At 42.2% G+C, this 18,290-nt stretch carries 12 protein-coding genes; 8 read left to right on the plus strand and 4 right to left on the minus strand.

What is annotated here, in order from left to right:
• Position 1: 1 nt before the first annotated feature.
• The 3 genes from KTO63_RS19415 to ctlX all read left to right on the plus strand — a co-directional run bounded on the left by KTO63_RS19415 (position 2) and on the right by ctlX (position 3,672).
• Positions 2–979, plus strand: coding sequence for an AAA family ATPase (locus KTO63_RS19415; RefSeq protein WP_217793432.1), 978 nt, complete (start codon positions 2–4; stop codon positions 977–979).
• 102 nt (positions 980–1,081) lie between these two features.
• The gene (locus KTO63_RS19420; protein ID WP_217793434.1) at positions 1,082–2,422 is read left to right on the plus strand and encodes a DUF58 domain-containing protein; all 1,341 of its coding nucleotides are present in this window, start codon (positions 1,082–1,084) and stop codon (positions 2,420–2,422) included.
• A gap of 335 nt (positions 2,423–2,757) precedes the next feature.
• Positions 2,758–3,672, plus strand: coding sequence for a citrulline utilization hydrolase CtlX (ctlX, locus tag KTO63_RS19425; protein WP_217793436.1), 915 nt, complete (start codon positions 2,758–2,760; stop codon positions 3,670–3,672).
• A 127-nt stretch (positions 3,673–3,799) separates the two neighbouring features.
• Here the strand turns inward: ctlX and KTO63_RS19430 are convergent, their stop codons facing one another.
• Positions 3,800–4,690, minus strand: a complete 891-nt coding sequence (locus KTO63_RS19430; RefSeq protein ID WP_217793439.1) for an SDR family oxidoreductase — start codon at positions 4,688–4,690, stop codon at positions 3,800–3,802.
• 396 nt (positions 4,691–5,086) lie between these two features.
• Here KTO63_RS19430 and pfkA point away from each other — a divergent pair, with 396 nt between their 5' ends.
• The 3 genes from pfkA to KTO63_RS19445 all read left to right on the plus strand — a co-directional run bounded on the left by pfkA (position 5,087) and on the right by KTO63_RS19445 (position 8,217).
• A complete protein-coding gene (gene pfkA / locus KTO63_RS19435; protein WP_217793441.1) occupies positions 5,087–6,073 on the plus strand; it encodes a 6-phosphofructokinase in 987 nt (328 codons plus the stop codon).
• A 110-nt stretch (positions 6,074–6,183) separates the two neighbouring features.
• A complete protein-coding gene (gene pyk / locus KTO63_RS19440) occupies positions 6,184–7,674 on the plus strand; it encodes a pyruvate kinase (protein ID WP_217793443.1) in 1,491 nt (496 codons plus the stop codon).
• Positions 7,675–7,878: 204 nt separating this feature from the next.
• Positions 7,879–8,217 carry a hypothetical protein gene (locus KTO63_RS19445; RefSeq protein WP_217793445.1) on the plus strand — a complete coding sequence of 113 codons (339 nt, stop codon included), beginning with the start codon at positions 7,879–7,881 and terminating at the stop codon, positions 8,215–8,217.
• A 141-nt stretch (positions 8,218–8,358) separates the two neighbouring features.
• Here KTO63_RS19445 and KTO63_RS19450 read toward each other — a convergent pair whose 3' ends face one another.
• From KTO63_RS19450 to glmS, 3 genes are all read right to left on the minus strand, one after another.
• On the minus strand, positions 8,359–9,171 hold the full coding sequence (locus tag KTO63_RS19450) for a class I SAM-dependent methyltransferase (RefSeq protein WP_217793446.1): 813 nt from the start codon (positions 9,169–9,171) through the stop codon (positions 8,359–8,361).
• A 504-nt stretch (positions 9,172–9,675) separates the two neighbouring features.
• Positions 9,676–11,892 (minus strand): DUF4954 family protein, encoded by a 2,217-nt coding sequence (locus KTO63_RS19455; protein WP_217793448.1) that lies wholly within the window; start codon positions 11,890–11,892, stop codon positions 9,676–9,678.
• Positions 11,893–12,071: 179 nt separating this feature from the next.
• On the minus strand, positions 12,072–13,907 hold the full coding sequence (gene glmS / locus KTO63_RS19460; protein WP_217793450.1) for a glutamine--fructose-6-phosphate transaminase (isomerizing): 1,836 nt from the start codon (positions 13,905–13,907) through the stop codon (positions 12,072–12,074).
• A gap of 401 nt (positions 13,908–14,308) precedes the next feature.
• On the opposite strand from glmS, the gene KTO63_RS19465 reads away from it, so the two are divergent.
• Positions 14,309–15,199: a 3-hydroxybutyryl-CoA dehydrogenase gene (locus KTO63_RS19465; protein WP_217793452.1), complete on the plus strand. Its 891-nt coding sequence runs from the start codon at positions 14,309–14,311 to the stop codon at positions 15,197–15,199.
• A 455-nt stretch (positions 15,200–15,654) separates the two neighbouring features.
• On the plus strand, positions 15,655–18,201 hold the full coding sequence (locus tag KTO63_RS19470) for a hypothetical protein (protein WP_217793454.1): 2,547 nt from the start codon (positions 15,655–15,657) through the stop codon (positions 18,199–18,201).
• The last annotated feature ends 89 nt before the right edge of the window (positions 18,202–18,290 follow it).

Consider the following 18,290-nt stretch of genomic DNA (forward strand, 5'->3'; position numbering starts at 1 on the left):
TATGGAAGAAACCTTATTTGAACAAAGAATAAATGTAAGCGAACTGAATGCTGCCGTTGCTAACCTCCAGGCAGAGATCAGGAAGATCATTGTTGGCCAGGACGAAATGGTGCAACTCATCATTACGGCTATCCTTGCAGACGGACACGTGCTGATCGAAGGTGTGCCCGGCGTGGCAAAAACACTGGCGGCAAAACTGGTTGCGAAAAGCCTGCAAACGGGCTTCAGCCGCATTCAGTTTACACCAGACCTTATGCCGAGTGACGTATTGGGAACAAACATCTACAACCCCGGCAACACCAGCTTTGAGTTCAAGCGCGGCCCAATCTTCAGCAACATTATTTTGATTGATGAAATAAACCGTGCCCCTGCAAAAACACAAGCCGCTTTGTTTGAAGTAATGGAAGAAAAACAGGTTACCATCGATGGCATCACCCACAAAATGGAATTGCCTTTTATGGTGCTTGCTACGCAAAACCCAATCGAACAGGAAGGAACGTACAGATTACCGGAAGCGCAACTTGACCGCTTTCTGTTTAAAATAGTGGTTCCTTATCCTACAGAGGCGGAGGAGTTAACCATTCTTCAGCGTTTCGGCTCAATGGACAACGACGCAAAAACGGATGCAGTAAATGCTGTGATATCAACCACTGAAATAATGCATTTGAGACAGCTGGTAAGAAGTGTAGTGGCAGAAGAAAAGCTGTTGAACTTCATTGCAAAAATCATTGTGGCAACAAGAAACGATAAAGCGATTTACTTAGGCGCTTCACCTCGTGCATCATTGGCGCTATTGCAGGCGGCGAAAGCAACTGCAGCCATTTTAGGCAGAGATTTCATTACACCCGATGACATCATTTACGCAGCTGTTCCCGTACTTCGACACAGGATCATTTTAACACCGGAAAAAGAAATGGAAGGCGTGAGTGAAGATGATGTGATTTTAAAGATTGTGCATGGAATAGAAGTTCCGAGATAAGGCAAATGGCTTAACGCCAAACGCTGAACGCTTAACGCAGGTTGCAAGCACTGGAATCCGCGTTAAGCATTAGGCATTGAGCGTTGAGCGTAAAAAAAACAAATGAAGAAAAAACATTCAGGCATACCGTTCTACTTCAGCAGGCTTTTCTACATCATCATGGGATGTATCATTGCTGCTTTTGCATTGGCATTTTTCTTTCCGCAGTTGATGCTGATTGCAAAGATGGCAACGCTGTTTGTTTGCATTGCTGCATTATTTGACCTGTTGCTGGTCTTTGGCAAAAAAATTCCCGCAACGGCCGAGCGCATTTGCACGGATAGATTCAGCAATGGAGATGATAATCCTGTTACGTTAAAAGTGCACAATCATCTTGGCTATGCAATCAACGTGCAGTTATTGGATGAAGTGCCGGTGCAGTTTCAGCTAAACAATGTAGGTACGCACCTTAAAGTTCCCGGCAATGGCACATCCTCTTATTTGTACATGCTCAAACCAACAGAGCGTGGGGTCTACAATTTCGGCATCATTAATATTTTGTTTACCGGCCCGCTGAATATGATCGTGCGACATATCAGAAGTGGTGAAGAAAAAGATGTGGCTACCTACCCTTCTTACATGCAAATGCGTCGCTTTCAATTGATGGCTGCAACAAACCAATTGATGGAAGTCGGTTCGCGACAACTGCGTAAAATAGGCAACAGTCTTGAATTTGAGCAGATCAAAGAATATGTCTCCGGCGATGATTACAGAACAGTAAACTGGAAAGCGTCTGCCCGCAGAAACACTTTGATGATCAACAACTATATGGATGAGCGCAGCCAGCAGGTTATTTGCATCATCGACAAAGGACGTACCATGAAAATGCCGTTCGAAGGCATGACATTGTTGGACTACGCCATCAACGCGTCGCTAGTGTTGAGCAACATGGTTTTGACGAAGCAGGATAAAGCCGGTCTTATCACCTTCGGTAAAAAGATGGGACAAACTGTAATGCCCGATAAAAAAGGCTCGCAGCTTGGTCTTATTCTGGAAAGTCTTTATCGCCAGCAAACAGATTTCCAGGACAGTGATTTTGAAAGCCTTTACAGCAATATCAGGTATAAAATAAAGCAACGCAGCCTGCTCATACTTTTTACGAATTTTGAAAACATGTATAGCCTCGAAAGGCAATTACCATATTTGAAAAAACTCGCGAATCATCACCCTTTACTGGTCATATTTTTCGAAAACTCTGAGCTATCATCCTTCCTTAATGAAAAGGCACATACCATTGAGGACATCTATACACATACCATCGCAACCAAATTTGCCTTCGAGAAAAAACAGATTGTGAAAGAGTTACAAAAGCATGGCATCATGTCGCTGCTCACAGAGCCGAATAAGCTCACCGTAAATGCGTTAAATAAATACCTGGAGCTTAAAGCGAGACAGATTGTGTAGAGACGCATTGCATGCGTCTCAGTTGCACATAATGACTGCTTGCACAGACAATGCAAAGATGCAGTTAACATGCATCACGCTGAATGTTTGAACGGAGACGCGTTCAACGCGTCTCTACAGCTGCATGAGGTGTTTCAATCCATTTAACCTCTCTCCTTCCCTCCGTGAAAAAATCTCCTTAACTCTGTGGTAAAAAAGCTGGCAAAGTGTAGGAAAGCCATCAAAATGCCACGCCTAAAAGTATTTAGCACGCCACACTTCGTACATCGTACACAAATTCTTAATATTGCCTCCGGTTCAGTTATTCAATTATTCAGTTATTCAGTCATTGGCATATGCAAACTACCGATAACATTCTCATGATACGTCCTGTGCAGTTCGGCTACAATGCGCAAACCGCTGTGAACAATGCGTTCCAGGTGGACGGCGATGATGGCAACGTTCAAAATAAAGCCCTCGAAGAGTTCGACACTTTTGTAAAAGTGCTCCGCTCAAATGGCGTGTCAGTAACGGTTGTGGAAGACACACCAAAACCACACACACCCGATTCCATATTTCCCAACAACTGGATATCCTTTCACTCAAACGGTGCTGTTGTATTGTATCCCATGTATGCAGAAAATCGCAGAATGGAACGCAAGCAACATGTACTGGAAACCATCAGTGAAAACTTTGCAATAGAGCGCATCATTGATCTTACGCATTACGAAGATGATAACATTTTCCTGGAAGGCACCGGAAGCATGGTGCTGGACAGAGATAAAAGAATTGCATACGCCTGTATTTCGGCAAGAACAGATAAAACGGTGCTCGAAGATTTTTGCGATAAAGCAATGTATCAACCAGAAGCTTTTGAAGCAGTAGACAAAAACGGAAGCGCTATTTATCACACCAACGTAATGATGTGTGTTGGCGATAGATATGTTGTCATTTGCCTTGACAGCATTCACATTGCATCAGAACGCGATCATGTGATCAACACTATTAAACACTCCGGAAAAGAACTTGTAGACATTACACTTGACCAGATGAATCACTTTGCGGGCAACATGTTGCAAGTGGCCACCAACAAGGGAGAGAAATTATTGGTGATGTCTACTCAAGCCTACGAATCACTAACAGTAGAGCAAATAAAAAAACTCACCGGCTTCAATCGCATCGTACACTCTTCACTCAACACCATTGAGAAAAACGGCGGCGGCAGCGCGAGGTGCATGATGGCGGAGATTCATTTGCCGACAATAGAATAGTTGAGAATGGAGAGTTGAGAGTTGTTTAGCCTAACATAAAAAATGCCTGCGAGGCAAAGCCTGCAGGCACTTTAGAACTTTCGAAACAAATTGTATCTTGTTAGGCATAAATTTCTCAACTCTCAACTTATTTCAATTTATTCAAACTCTCCTTAAAAGCCACCGGCTCAAACCCCAAGTCTGTTCTCGCTTTCGTAATATCGAGCCCGGTCTTAGGTGGACGATTCGCGGGTTGCGTAAAAACGGATGCATCCACTTTCTCAATCAAATCTTCATTCAGGCCGAAATGTTCCGCAGTAGCGATAGCCATTTCGTATGGCGTGAGTACATCTTTTCCGGCAAGATGATAAATGCCCTGCGCTTGTTTGCTAATAATTAATTCAATACCGCGTGCAAGATCTTCTACAAATGTTGGCGTACGCACCTGGTCACTCACCACCTTTATTTTCTTGCCTTCGGTGAGGCTATTTTTTACCCAGCTAACAATATTGCTTCGCGTACCGCCGATCACATTGCCGTACACCAGGCAAGTGCGTACGATCGTCCACGGCATTTCACTCATCTCCACCATGCTTTCAGACTGGAGCTTTGTAAAGCCATAAAAACTCACCGGATTACAATCATCCGTTTCGTTGTAATTCCCTTTTACACCATCAAAAACAAAATCGGTGGAAATGTAAATGAAGTGCTTGCAAAAAGCTTCTGCATCGAGCAGCACCTGCGCCGTTCCCTGCACATTCACGCGTTCGCATTGTTCCGGCTGCAATTCGCAATCATCAATTTGTGTCATCGCTGCGGCATGCACCACAACATCCGGCGTTTCATGTTTTAAAACTTCATGCAGTGAAAAACCTTCAATCACATCGATATCATAATAAGTGAAAAGCGGACTCTCATTCTGAGTCAATCGCTGCTCACCTTTGCCCGTGGCGATCACCACATAGTTTTTCTCCAGCAATAGTTTTACAAGATGTTGCCCCAGCAAACCGTTTGCGCCGGTTATCAAAACTTTTTTCATCCGTACATTTTTATTTTATTTTGGTCAGATGCCCGCCTGAACGATGTTAATCGGGCAGGGAATTCGCACGAATTAAGCATGTCTTTGAATGGCAAATTGTTGTCATGCTCATTTCATTTTGCAATGATAAATTTTCCGTTAATTATTCCCCGAAAAAAACGCCTCCTTATTTTTTTACCTGACCAAAAAACAGCTAAACCTGATGCATATCAAATAAAAATTTGAAAACCTGAGCTAAAACACTAACAATGCTCAGCATTGCTAAATTTAATTCAATAAAAACAGTTTGTGTTTCACTTTCATGCACAGCTATTCATTCCAAATCCTTATTTTTGGGACTTGTAGAACTAATCATTGAACCGCTGTTATTTTGCTTAACCCAAACATTATATTTATATGACTGACAAAAAAGTTACCCGGATCGGAGTTTTGACTTCCGGCGGTGACGCTCCGGGCATGAATGCTGCTGTAAGAGCAGTTGTTCGTACCGGAATTTATCACGGGCTGGAGGTATTCGCCGTTATGCGTGGTTACCAGGGAATGATTGAAAATGATATTGTAAAAATGGAGTCCCGCTCCGTTGCCAATATCATTCAAAGAGGCGGTACTATTTTGAAAACAGCGAGAAGCAAAGAATTTTTCACCCCAGAAGGCAGGAAGAAAGCCTACGAAAATCTGAAAAGCCACGGTATCGATGGTTTGATCGTTATCGGCGGAGATGGTTCATTTAACGGCGCTTTGAAATTCAGCCAAGAATTTGATATCCCTTGCATAGGTTTACCGGGAACAATTGACAAAGACATTGCGGGAAGCGATTTTACCATCGGTTTTGATACAGCAGTAAACACTGCTATCAGCGCGATCGACAAAATACGCGATACAGCAGACGCTCACGATCGTTTGTTCATTATTGAAGTAATGGGTCGCGATGCCGGCTATATTGCGTTACACAGCGGCGTTGCTACGGGTGCTGAGCACGTTTTGATTCCTGAACATAAAACAGATATTGACGAGGTTATCAATTCATTGCAGGAAAAAGAAAAACGTAAAAAATTGATGAACCTGATCGTTGTAGCAGAAGGAGATGAATTTGGCGGTGGCGAACAGGTTACCAAATACATTAAGGAAAAACTCCCTAACGCAGACATCAAGATCACCGTATTGGGACACATCCAGAGAGGTGGTTCTCCTACCTGCGCCGACAGAATACTGGCGAGCCGCATGGGTTACCACGCTGTTCTTTGCCTGATGGAAGGTAGAAATAACGTAATGGTAGGTATTGTAAACGATCAGATGCACTATACTCCATTGGTGAAAGCGGTGAAGGCAAAGCAACAGATCGACGAAGACTGGTTTGACATGATAAAAATATTGGCTTCCTAGTAAGCCATTTTTTTATGCGTCAACTACGTATTGTACATTTGCACCGAATTAAAAACAAATATTAAACATTTACGAACAAACGACCGACACTCAACGAAAAATTCATTATCATGTCTAAAAACATTTCAAAATATCTCCATAAGGAAATGGACTCCACAACAGCGATCAATCACTCATTCCACAGAACAAAGATCGTTGCTACTGTAGGACCAGCTTGTGACACTTACGAAAAACTGCTGGAACTGGTGAAAGCCGGAGTAAACGTTTTCCGTCTTAACTTCTCTCACGGAAAGCACGAAGACAAAGCACAGATCATTCAACACATCAGAAAAATAAACGCTACAGAGCCAGTTAACATCTCTATTCTTGGTGACCTTCAGGGACCAAAGCTAAGAGTGGGTGAAATTGCAAACAACGCATTACCGGTAGTTCCAGGTGACATCCTCACTTTTACCAACGAAAAATGTGTTGGTACAATGGAAAAAATCTATGTTTCCTACCCTAACCTTGCAGGTGATGTTGTACTTGGCAACAAGATCATGATCGACGATGGCAAACTGGAAGTAAAAGTTATTGAAATCACGCCTTCAAACGATGTAAAAGTTGAGGTTATCCTCGGTGGCGTGATCTCTTCTAAAAAAGGCATCAACCTTCCAGATACGAAAATCTCTCTTCCTGCATTGACAGAAAAAGACCTTGAAGATCTTGAATTCATTATCGATCAGGAGCTTGACTGGGTGGCGCTTTCTTTCGTACGTAGCGTAAACGACCTTACATTACTACGCGACAAATTAAAAGCAAGAAACAGCAAATCAAAGATCATTGCCAAGATCGAAAAACCTGAAGCATTGGTTAACATCCGCGATATCATCATCGAGTCTGATGCAATCATGATCGCACGTGGAGATTTGGGTGTTGAGCTTCCTGTTGAGCAAGTACCTTTGATCCAGCGCCAGTTGATCCGCAAATGCCGTCACAGAGCTAAGCCTGTAATCGTGGCTACTCAAATGATGGAAAGCATGATCGACCGCAGCAAACCTAACCGTAGCGAAATCACCGACGTAGCAAACGCCGTGTTGGAAGGTACAGATGCGGTGATGTTGAGCGGTGAAACAGCAACGGGTATGCACCCTGCATTGGTGGTAGAAACTATGCGCAAAATCATTCTTGAAGTAGAAAATACAGAATACCGTTATAACCGCGAAGATGATTTGATTCCTCAGCCGCACTCTCCTTCATTCCTGAGTGACGCAATTTGCTACAACGCATGTAAAATTGCGAAAGATGCAAATGCACAAGCTTTGATCGGTATGACGCAAAGTGGTTACACAGCCTTCATGCTGAGCAGCTACAGACCAAAATCAAGTTTGTATGTATTCACAAAAGAAAGATCTTTGGTGAACCAATTGAGCTTGAGCTGGGGCGTTCGCGCTTTCTACTACGATGAAGAAGAAAGCCTTGATGATATCATCAATGATGAGATCACAGTATTAAAAGAAAGAGGTTTCATTAAAAGCGGCGATATCGTTGTAAACACAGGTAGCACGCCTGTTCATTTACACTTGCCAACAAACTTGTTGAAAATTACAAGAGTTGAATAACATTGCCCGGAAAACTATACGACAAAGCGGTTCCTGTGCAAGCAGGACCGCTTTTTTAGTTGAGAGTGGAGAATGGAGAGTTGAAAGTTAATTGAAAATTGAAAGTGGAAAATTGAAAATTCTTTAGCGTTCAACTCTCCAATTTCAACTCTCCACTCTCCACTAATTTTCAACTTTCAACTTTCAATTTTCAACTATCGGACCATGATCAACTACAACAACAAAACCTTCCGCTCCGTCGAAAACACGGAGAACGGCGAAGTAAACGGTGATACAACATTTCATTATAAACAAAAAGGCAACATCGTAACAGCCACTTACAGCGGTGGCAGCATTGTTGAAGGACACCTGATTGCACTGATGACAGAAAACGGGGACCTGACTATGCGCTACCATCACGTTAACAACCAAAACGTGTTAATGACAGGCGTTTGCAGATCCATTCCTGAGATATTATCCAACGGCAAAATAAGACTTCATGAGCTTTGGCAATGGACGAGTGGAGATGGAAGTACGGGAAGGTCGATTGTAGAGGAAGTTTGAATTAGTTGAGAGTTGAGAATGGTGAGTTGAGAGTTATTTTTCAAAGTCAATCAGTGGTGATAATATCGCAGACGCTTTGTATCTTCAGTGATTTGATTTTTCTCAACTCTCAACTCTCAACTCTCAACTCTCAACTCTCAATTATTTCCCCCCTCGCACAATCAATCCACCCAACGGTATCGTCAGGTTTTCCTTACCGTAAGCCCTTGTTATTTCTTCTGTGAGTTTTTGTTTGATTGCCTGTAATTTGTCCGGCCCTCTTTCATTGATGAAGTTGATCATGGGGGAACCTTCGAGCATGCCCCTGGCCGCATTTTCTGCGCTGATATTATGTCCCTCAAGATCCGCGTCTTCTATTTCTATATTGTTGAATCCGGCTGCCGTCATATCGTTTCGAATTTGATCCCTGTCGTAATACGAGAATGGAATATTGAAAAAAACCGGCGGATTGTCCGGGAAAAATACCTTTACCACATCATTGGCTATAACGGTGATGGGATTATCTTCCAGCGATTTACAGGTGACAAAAATGAACTTTCCATCGCTCTTTAGAACGCGAAATGATTCTTTGAACCCCTGTAATTTATCAGGATAAAACATTACCCCAAACTGAACAACCACAGCATCGAATGATGTATCTGTGTATGGCAGTGACAATGCATCTGCAATCTCCCAATGCACATTTGACAATGCGGGAAATTTGTTTTTGGCAAACTCCAGCATTGGAGGATTCAGATCTGTCGCGGTAATAGCTGTGCTGGGTAATTGTTGGGACAAATATTTTGTAAGTCGACCCGTACCGCAGGCAATTTCGAGCAATTTTGCTGGTTGCAGCACAGCCACACGTTTGGCCATTTCTTTTGCATATGGCTCGAAAAACATATCCCCCATACCTCCATCATAGTTCTCGGGAATAGAGCCTACAAAAGCTATGTTTTTTGGATTTTGTTCCATACGGCGTTGTTTTGAGAAAGGTAGAAAAATTAACGCCAAATGCAAAACGCCTAATGCCAAATGCAAGTTCTGCGTTGGGCGTTAGGCGTTCAGCATTAAGCTCCTGAGGCTTCAGAAAGTTCCGGGCAAAAAAAAAGGGTCACACTGTAGAAACAGATGACCTCTAACGATTGCTTGCCATATGAAAAAGAGTTCAAAATCTATTTTGAAACAAGGTCAGATTTACTTTTCTATTCTCACTTTTTCCTTTTCTGATCTTGTGGAAACGTTTTGTCTTCGTTTCTGATGTAAAAGTATATCAGAAATCATGCCCGCTAAAACCAAATAATAGTTGATTTAATTATGACAAACCATCACTAAAAAAAATGAAACGCTTTACAGTAAAGCGTTTCATCATTTTTTTAACCTTATGCCCAACTTATTTTTCGCCTCAATTTTTTCTTTCTTTTATCAAATAGTAGCGTCCTGGGGCAGGAATTGACACAAATTGATAAACACCAAAACCTACAATGCGGCTTCTTTCACCTTTGCAAGCTTTTTGATCGTCTCCTTGTATGTTTTCAGCCCCTCAGTTTCCTGCCGGATGAACGAATTGTCCCTGAGGCTTCCCACTACTGCATCCATTTCTTTGTCATTTTCATACACCATTTTCTTAAACGGATTCTTGTAGTCCTTTGCGCGTGAATCAAAAATGCCTTTGGTCATCCATTCTTTGGTTTCCACGCTCTTATTTAAAATAACGGGGAGCAATTCGCGGATATTCTTTTTGAAGCCTGCGCCATATACAGCTTCATACGCAGCAATGGCATGTACAAGTTTTTGCTCGCTATACAAAATGCCCTGCTTTTCGTAGAAGGCATGAACAGAATCCCAGTTTTTCACTTTTCCACTTATCAATTGCTGTAAGAGCTTTTGCAATTCTGTTTCAGGCATCAGCTGTCCGCCCACATTCACCCATTCGCCCAAGGTATTGCGTGATGGAATGATGGCTGCCAACTCTTCAATACCTGCTTTTTTATTTTGCTTCAGCCAACTTACCAGCTGGTTAGCAACATAATAAGAAACCAGCTCGCGGAACAAATTGTAACAATAAGCAACCTTGATGATCTCTACTTTGCGATTGCTGTTTTCAAAGCCTTCTGCCAATATTTCCAGTTCGTTTACAACAGGATCATTATTCAGTAACAGCTCCTTACCCTTCGCGATCATCTTCTCTTCATTTACTTTTCCTTCAGGAAACTTCCTGTAATATGCCTTTCCGGTAAATTTCTCGAACAATGATAATGCATCTACAATTTCGTTAATTGTATCTGGTGCGAGATAGTCATACTCTATATGCTGCAGTTTTTCTATCCGCTTATCCCTGTCAATATATTTGCCGGCATTGCGTGCCAATGCATACATGTTGTATTTGAACCAGTAACCCGGCATGATCACGATCTTGTCAAGATGTACTTCATTTACCACTAAGCAAAACGGGATGGGAATGTTCAGCTCTGCGGGATAGTCGCCCTTTGCCAGCAAAATATAGGAAGCGAATTTTGAATTGTGTTTCAGGCTCACACATAGGCCCGGCCAAAAGCCGCGTCCGGCAACTATTTCACCATCTGCCGCGCGTGAGTTATGGTTAGATCCGATGGTGGCACCTGCGGCCATATTGCTTTGTCCCATAACCAAAGCAGCACACAGGAACGAGTTGTTGTGGTGCTGCTCATGCGCCGGAAAAATAAGCGAATTCAATACTTCGCAACAGGAAATGGTAGCGTTGTTTCCCAAGTAAGAGTTGATCAAACGTGCACCATACTTCAATTGTGAGTGCGAAGCCATTACAAAACGAACAGCTTTTACTCCGTAAAATATTCTGCAACCAACATCTATTATTCCGTTCACCAGCTCGCAGCCCTCACCTACCTGTGTTGGAGACTCAGCGGTGGAATTGATCGTAAGATTTTTGAGTTTATTCGCCCCTTTTATGTAGGCATCCGTACCAATCCAAACGTCTTTGATAATCGAGCAGTTTTTGATAACACTTCGATCTCCTACTTTGCCGTAGTAACCTCTTAATTTATCGAATTGTCTTTCTGTAATTTCAAGAAAGCGGGCCTGTAACTCTTTATTGTCGCGGTACCTGGACCAGAGAAAAGCATCACCGGGAAGCATTCCGCTAAAAGGAACAATGCTTCTCCCTCCGTTTTCATTGCACACTTCAAGCCAGATTCGTATGTTTTCCTGCTCTCCTTCTTTAAGAACCCCATTACCAAACTTTGTGTGATCGGTAGTGGCCATTTCATTGATGTTAACCAGAAAAACTTCGTTGCCAATAATATAGTGAGAAAGGTAGTTTACGTTATCCACCACAACATTGTCACCAAAATCGCAACTGATAATGGTACTGTTATACAGACCAACCGGCATTTTGATGTTGTTGAACTCAAGAAAATAAGGCTCGAGTTTCCCAATCCGTACCAATCCGTAAAACTTACAGTTCTTAACGAGCTCCGGATTAAAGGCATCCGATACCAATATGTTGTTCCAGTTGTCGGAAGTATTTCTGTTGCGAACGAGCACTTCAATCTCATAAGCCGTCAGGTGCTTATACTCAATACCACTGCGGTTTTGGATATTGCGCAAATGATATTCATTCTTTCCTTTTGGCAAGTATTCGTTCGGAATAAAACCGTAACCCAGCGCATTGATCGGCTGTTTGGAGATGATGTTCATGGTGTGAAGTATGAAGCGTTAGTTTAAAGCAGAATTAATAATTAATAATTAATAATTAGTAATTAATAAAGAGATGCGTCATGGCTTATGAAAGCAATGTTACAAGTCTGTTTAAAAAATCATAGAGCTACATTCAATAATGATTGTAGCCCTATTAATTCTTAATTATTAATTATTAATTACTCAACTGTTACACTTTTCGCGAGGTTTCTCGGCTTATCTACATCGCAGCCTTTTGCAATACCAATGTAATATGCCAGCAATTGAAGCGGAATCACACTGATCAATGGCGCTACCAGTTCATCAGCAAATGGAACAATCATTACATCGTCGGCCATTTTTTCAATGATTTCATCATTCTCGCTGATTACCGCCAACACCTTGCCTTTACGAGCTTTGATCTCCTGGATATTGCTAACGATCTTTTCGTGGTAAGAATCTTTGGTGGCAACAAACACGACAGGTAAATTTTCATCTACAAGCGCGATCGGCCCATGCTTCATTTCTGCTGCAGGATAACCTTCGGCGTGTATGTAGCTTATTTCTTTCAATTTTAATGCGCCTTCAAGAGCGATTGGGAAATTATAGCCACGACCAAGGAAAAGAAAATCTCTTGCATCTTTATATTTTTCAGCCAATACTTTAATGTGATCGTTGAGCTTTAAAGCAGTCGCCACTTTTTCAGGAATGTCCTGCAACTCGCTCAGCAACTTGCGATAACGCGTTTCATCGATAGAACCTTTTTCATGACCCACTTTCAAAGCAATCATTGTAAGTACTGCTAACTGCGCCGTAAATGCTTTTGTACTTGCCACGCCAATCTCAGGACCAGCGTGTGTATATGCACCCGCGTGCGAGATACGTGCGATGGAACTTCCCACCACGTTCACTACTCCAAAAATGGTGGCACCTTTTTCTTTGGCACTTTCGAGAGCCACCAAAGTATCTGCTGTTTCACCACTTTGAGAAATAGCAATGATAACATCTCCTTTGTTTACAATTGGATTTCTATATCTGAACTCAGATGCATATTCCACTTCAACAGGAATTCTGCACAACTCTTCAAAAACGTATTCTGCCACCAAACCCGCGTGCCAGCTGGTTCCGCAGGCAATGATCAAAATACGGTTGGCATTCTTAATTTGATCGATGTGGTTTTGAACACCCGCCATGGTAATTGTACCGGCATTTACATCCAATCTTCCACGTAAGCAATCGAAGATGGTGTTAGGTTGTTCAAAAATCTCCTTCAACATGAAGTGGTCATAACCATCTTTTTCGATAGCCGCCAGCTCCATGTCGAGCTTAGTGATATATGGAGTTATCTTTTCGTTACCAAGGTTTTTCAGAATCAATTCATCCGCTTTGATGATCGCCAGTTCGTAGTCATTTACGTACACTACTTCTTTGGTGTATTCAATGATTGGAGATGCATCACTTGCCAGGAAATGTTCGCCCTTGCCAACGCCTATTACCAGTGGGCTTCCTTTTCTCGCTGCGATCAAAGTATCAGGATTGTCTTTATCCATCAGGACAATTACATATGCGCCAACAACTCTTTTAAGAGCAATGCGTACAGCTTCTTCCAGTCCGCAATTATTGTTTTGCTGGATGTCTTGTATGAAGTTTAGCAATACTTCCGTATCAGTATCACTTGTGAAAGTGTAACCTTTTTTAAGCAGTTCGCTTTTTATTTGTGCGTAGTTTTCAATGATTCCGTTGTGAATCATTGCTAATCTGCCGTCATTTGACATGTGAGGGTGGGCATTGCGGTCGCAGGGTTCACCGTGCGTTGCCCAGCGGGTGTGGCCGATACCGATGTTGGAGTGGAGATCTTTTCCTACGAGACTTTCTTCGAGTTCTGCTACTTTTCCTTTCTTTTTATAAACTCTTAGATCTCCGTTTTGAAGGGCAACGCCACTACTATCGTAGCCGCGGTATTCGAGTCGTTTTAAACCTTTCAATATCACAGGGTACGCTTCTTTAGGCCCGATGTAGGCTACAATTCCGCACATAAATAGTTTTTTTAATCAATGGGTAAAATAGTTCAATAATCAGAATTCATTGTAGACACAACGAAAGCACAATATTATGAAGAACAGGCGAAAGTGAGAAGTAATTGAAAATTGAAAGTTGAAAATTGAAAATGGCTTGCGCAGGCCGTTTTATCGAAATGGAGACCTCTTTAAATTTTTTATAAATGATTAATATCTTTTATAAAATTATTAAAAAGAAAAATGACACTAAGTGGAAGACATTTCAGCAATTCGTAAACTGTCTATCAACAAATACAAGCGCTTCTTTGATTATCTTATCAAATTATCAAAATCTTGAAAATCTGCGTTCCTTCTCTCTCTCATTTTCAATTTTCAACTTTCAATTTTCAATTACCTTCGTCCTTCCTAAATATTTAAACATGATAAAAACGGTTGCAGTTATTGGCGCGGGAACAATGGGGAATGGTATTGCGCATGTTTTTGCCCAAAACGATTTTAAGGTAAATCTCATCGATGTATCTGCCCCACAAATTGAAAAAGCATTACACACGATCGCCAAAAACTTTGATAGACAAATTGCCAAGGGAACGGTTACAGAGGAGCAAAAAAGCAAAGCTCTCGCCAACATTGCCACATTTAACCAAATACACGCCGGTGTGGAAGATGTGGACCTGGTGGTAGAAGCCGCTACTGAAAACATTAATCTAAAACTCAAAATATTCCAGGAGCTGGATGAAGCGGCACCTGTAAATTGTATTCTCGCTACAAATACGTCCTCTATTTCCATCACAAAAATTGCTGCGGCTACAAAACGTGCGAACAAAGTAATTGGTATGCACTTTATGAACCCGGTGCCTGTAATGAAACTGGTGGAAATTATCAACGGCTATGCAACGGATAAAGAAGTAAGCGACGCAATTGTTTCGCTAAGTAAAAAGCTGGGAAAAATTCCTTGCGTGGTGAACGATTATCCGGGATTTATTGCCAACCGCATTTTAATGCCCATGATCAATGAGGCAATCTACAGTTTGTACGAAGGCGTTGCAGATGTTGAAGCAATCGATACTGTGATGAAACTTGGCATGGCGCATCCAATGGGACCGCTGCAATTGGCAGACTTTATTGGCCTGGATGTTTGTCTTTCTATTTTGAGAGTTTTGCATGATGGATTTGGCAACCCGAAATATGCACCTTGTCCGTTGTTGGTTAACATGGTTACTGCAGGATATCTTGGTGCAAAAAGCGGCGAAGGATTTTACCAATACGTTGCAGGAAGCAAGGACCTGGTAGTGAGTGAGCGATTTAAATAGTCCGAACGACAGATGGCACACAGATGACACTGATTGGACTGATTTGCACCGATTTTGATCGAATATTAATATGTAATAAAATAACTCCATAAAACGCGGTGCGCAGCGGTTCGTGTCTTCACGAACCGCTTGTGTTTTGGGATGGTTCGTGAAAACGCGAACCATGGGAATACTGCCATTTTAACTGAAATCATCCTAATATCAATCCATTAACGCACGTCGCAAATCAAAATCCGCGTAAATCCGTCCAATCAGTATCATCAGTGTGCTCCCTTTACACGAAATTTGTAAAAGAAACGTTAGATAATAGTCCCTCGATTAATCCTTTTGCTTTTTAGACAGTCTCATTATATGGCAATTATGTAACACTTTGCATATCCCAATCGTATGTTAATATCGTTGGCTTTCAGTGGTACATATTTTGACCTATATTATTTTTAATCAAACTTTTGAAAATGTTAACAATCCTATTCTCGATGCTCAGTTTCTTTGGCGTTGTGCAGCACAACGTGGATGCGGACTGGCCCCGGGAAATACAAACTGACAAGGGTAAGATCATCATTTACCAACCACAGCCGGAAAAACTTACCGGTAATCAGCTGGAGGCTCGCGCGGCCATTTCCATTGAAGGCACCGACGGCAAGCAACCTTCATTCGGTGCCATGTGGTTCAAGGCCCAAATGAATACCGACAGAGGTACACGCACTGCGGTGTTGGAAAATATTGATGTTACCAATCTTCGTTTTCCTGCTATTACAGATTCTTCCAGAAAAGAAGATCTTATCAACATGATTGAAGGAGAAGTTCCTAAATGGCAACTGCAAATGAATCTTGATGATGTGGTATCAACTTTAGAGCAAAACAGCGCGGAAAACTTACCTTCTTTCAATAACAAAGCGCCTGAAATTGTGGTAACGGAAAAACCATCTTTGCTTGTAGTGCTTGATGGATCTCCCAAAATGGCAGATTACAACAAGCAATTCAGCAAAGTGGCCAACACACCATATTTCTTGGTAAAAGACAAGGACAACAGCCAGTATTATTTGTATACGCAAAGCAGCTGGTACACTTCTCCTAACGTGATGACGGGCTGGAGCAAAGTCAATAAGCCTTCTAAAGATTTGAGAAAACTGGAAGATGACATTAAGAAGAACGAGGAAAAAAATAAAGACAACAACAATTCAGGCAACAATGACAGCAACGGCAATGATCAGAATGTAGCGAACCAGGATCTGCAAATTATCGTGAAAGATCACCCTTCCGAATTGATCGCTTCTAACGGTAAACCAAACTTTGTTCCTGTTCAAAACACTTCGCTTTTGTATATGGATAATTCCAATGCAGACGTGTTTATGAACATTGACAACAATCAGTATTACACTGTATTGAGTGGAAGATGGTACAAGGCACCAACTACAAGCGGCCCTTGGACATTCATCGATGCAAATCAACTTCCAAAAGATTTTGCAAACATTCCGCAGGGTTCACCAAAGGACAACGTTTTGGCCTATGTACCAGGCACCGATGCTTCAAGAGATGCATTATTGGACAACCAGATTCCGCAAACGGCTAGTGTTGACAGAAATTCAGCAAAAGCAAGTGATGTAACATATGACGGTTCTCCTTCTTTCAAACCTGTTGAAGGAACGAATCTTCAATATGCACAAAATACGTCAAGCACGGTGTTCCGTTCAGGCAATACTTATTACCTGTGCGATAATGCAGTGTGGTTCCAATCGAATTCACCTTCTGGTCCGTGGGCAGTTTCTACAAGCCGCCCTCCGGAAATTGATAACATTTCACCGTCTAATCCAAACTACAATACGAAGTATGTATATATATATGATGTAACGCCAACTACCGTTTATACCGGCTACACACCGGGATATTTGGGTGCCTATTCATATGGACCAACAGTTGTGTATGGCACGGGCTGGTATTACCCCGGCTGGTATGGAGCTTATTACTACCCGCGTCCTGTAACATGGGGATTTGGTTTTAACTATAATCCATGGTCAGGTTGGGGCTTTAGTTTCGGATTCAACTATGGTTGGTACGATCCATGGTACAGCTTCGGTTATTGCTATGGCGGTTATGGTGGATGGTGGGGCCCTCCCGTTTATCACCCATATTACTACAGACCGGCGTATTATTATGGTGGCGGCGGTTTCTATGGCAAACCTTATTACAGACCAGCAAGCTATTATGGCAGACCAAATAACGTTGTTGTGAATAATAATGTGACCATCAATAACAATCGTTACAATAGAAACATGTATAGCTACCACACAAACGGTGTAACCACACGTAATGTCGGCAGCAGAGGTTCAGTAAGAGATGTAAACAACGTTATTTCAAGACCTCAGCCTGGTAATAACAGTAACAACAACTACGGAAATGCCCGCCCGGCATCTATATCACCAAATGGTGCCGGTAATGTAAACAGACCAAACAATGTTTACACTGACAGACAAGGAAATGTATACAGGAGAAATAACAACAGCTGGGAAGTGAGAGATGGCAACACATGGAGACAGGAAAACAGTCAACGACCTTCTTCTGTTGGCAACAATGGAAGTGTTAGCAACAACAGACCATCCAGCATTCCTAACAACAACGCAACAAGACCAACACAACCGGATTATAGTAACAGGCCACAAAGCATTCCACAGCAGCAGCCACAACAGCCATCTGCCAACAACAGACCTGCATATCAACCTCAAAACAGACCTGAAATGCAAAGACCTGCCGATGTTCAAAGGCCAATGCCTCAGCAGCCTTCTTACAGACCTGCCCAGGGAACAATGGATCGCTCGAGCTACGACAGGCAACGTGGTGCAGACAGAAGCGCGAACTTCCAGCAAAGTCAGCAACGCAGCTTTGGTGGTGGTGGAGGTGGTGGATTTTCACGCCCTTCAGGTGGTGGCAGTAGCGGAGGTGGAGTCTCACGCCCTTCCGGTGGAGGTAGCAGCGGAGGCGGAGGTGGAAGACCTCACAGATAATGTCAAAAGTTTGATTACAATAGAAGGAGTTTCTCGAAAGAGAGCTCCTTTTTTAATTAATAATTAATAATGAATAATTAATACCGCAA

The sequence above is a fragment of the Pinibacter aurantiacus genome, assembly GCF_019130065.1.
In the GTDB taxonomy this organism is placed as follows: Bacteria; Bacteroidota; Bacteroidia; order Chitinophagales; family Chitinophagaceae; genus Pinibacter; species Pinibacter aurantiacus.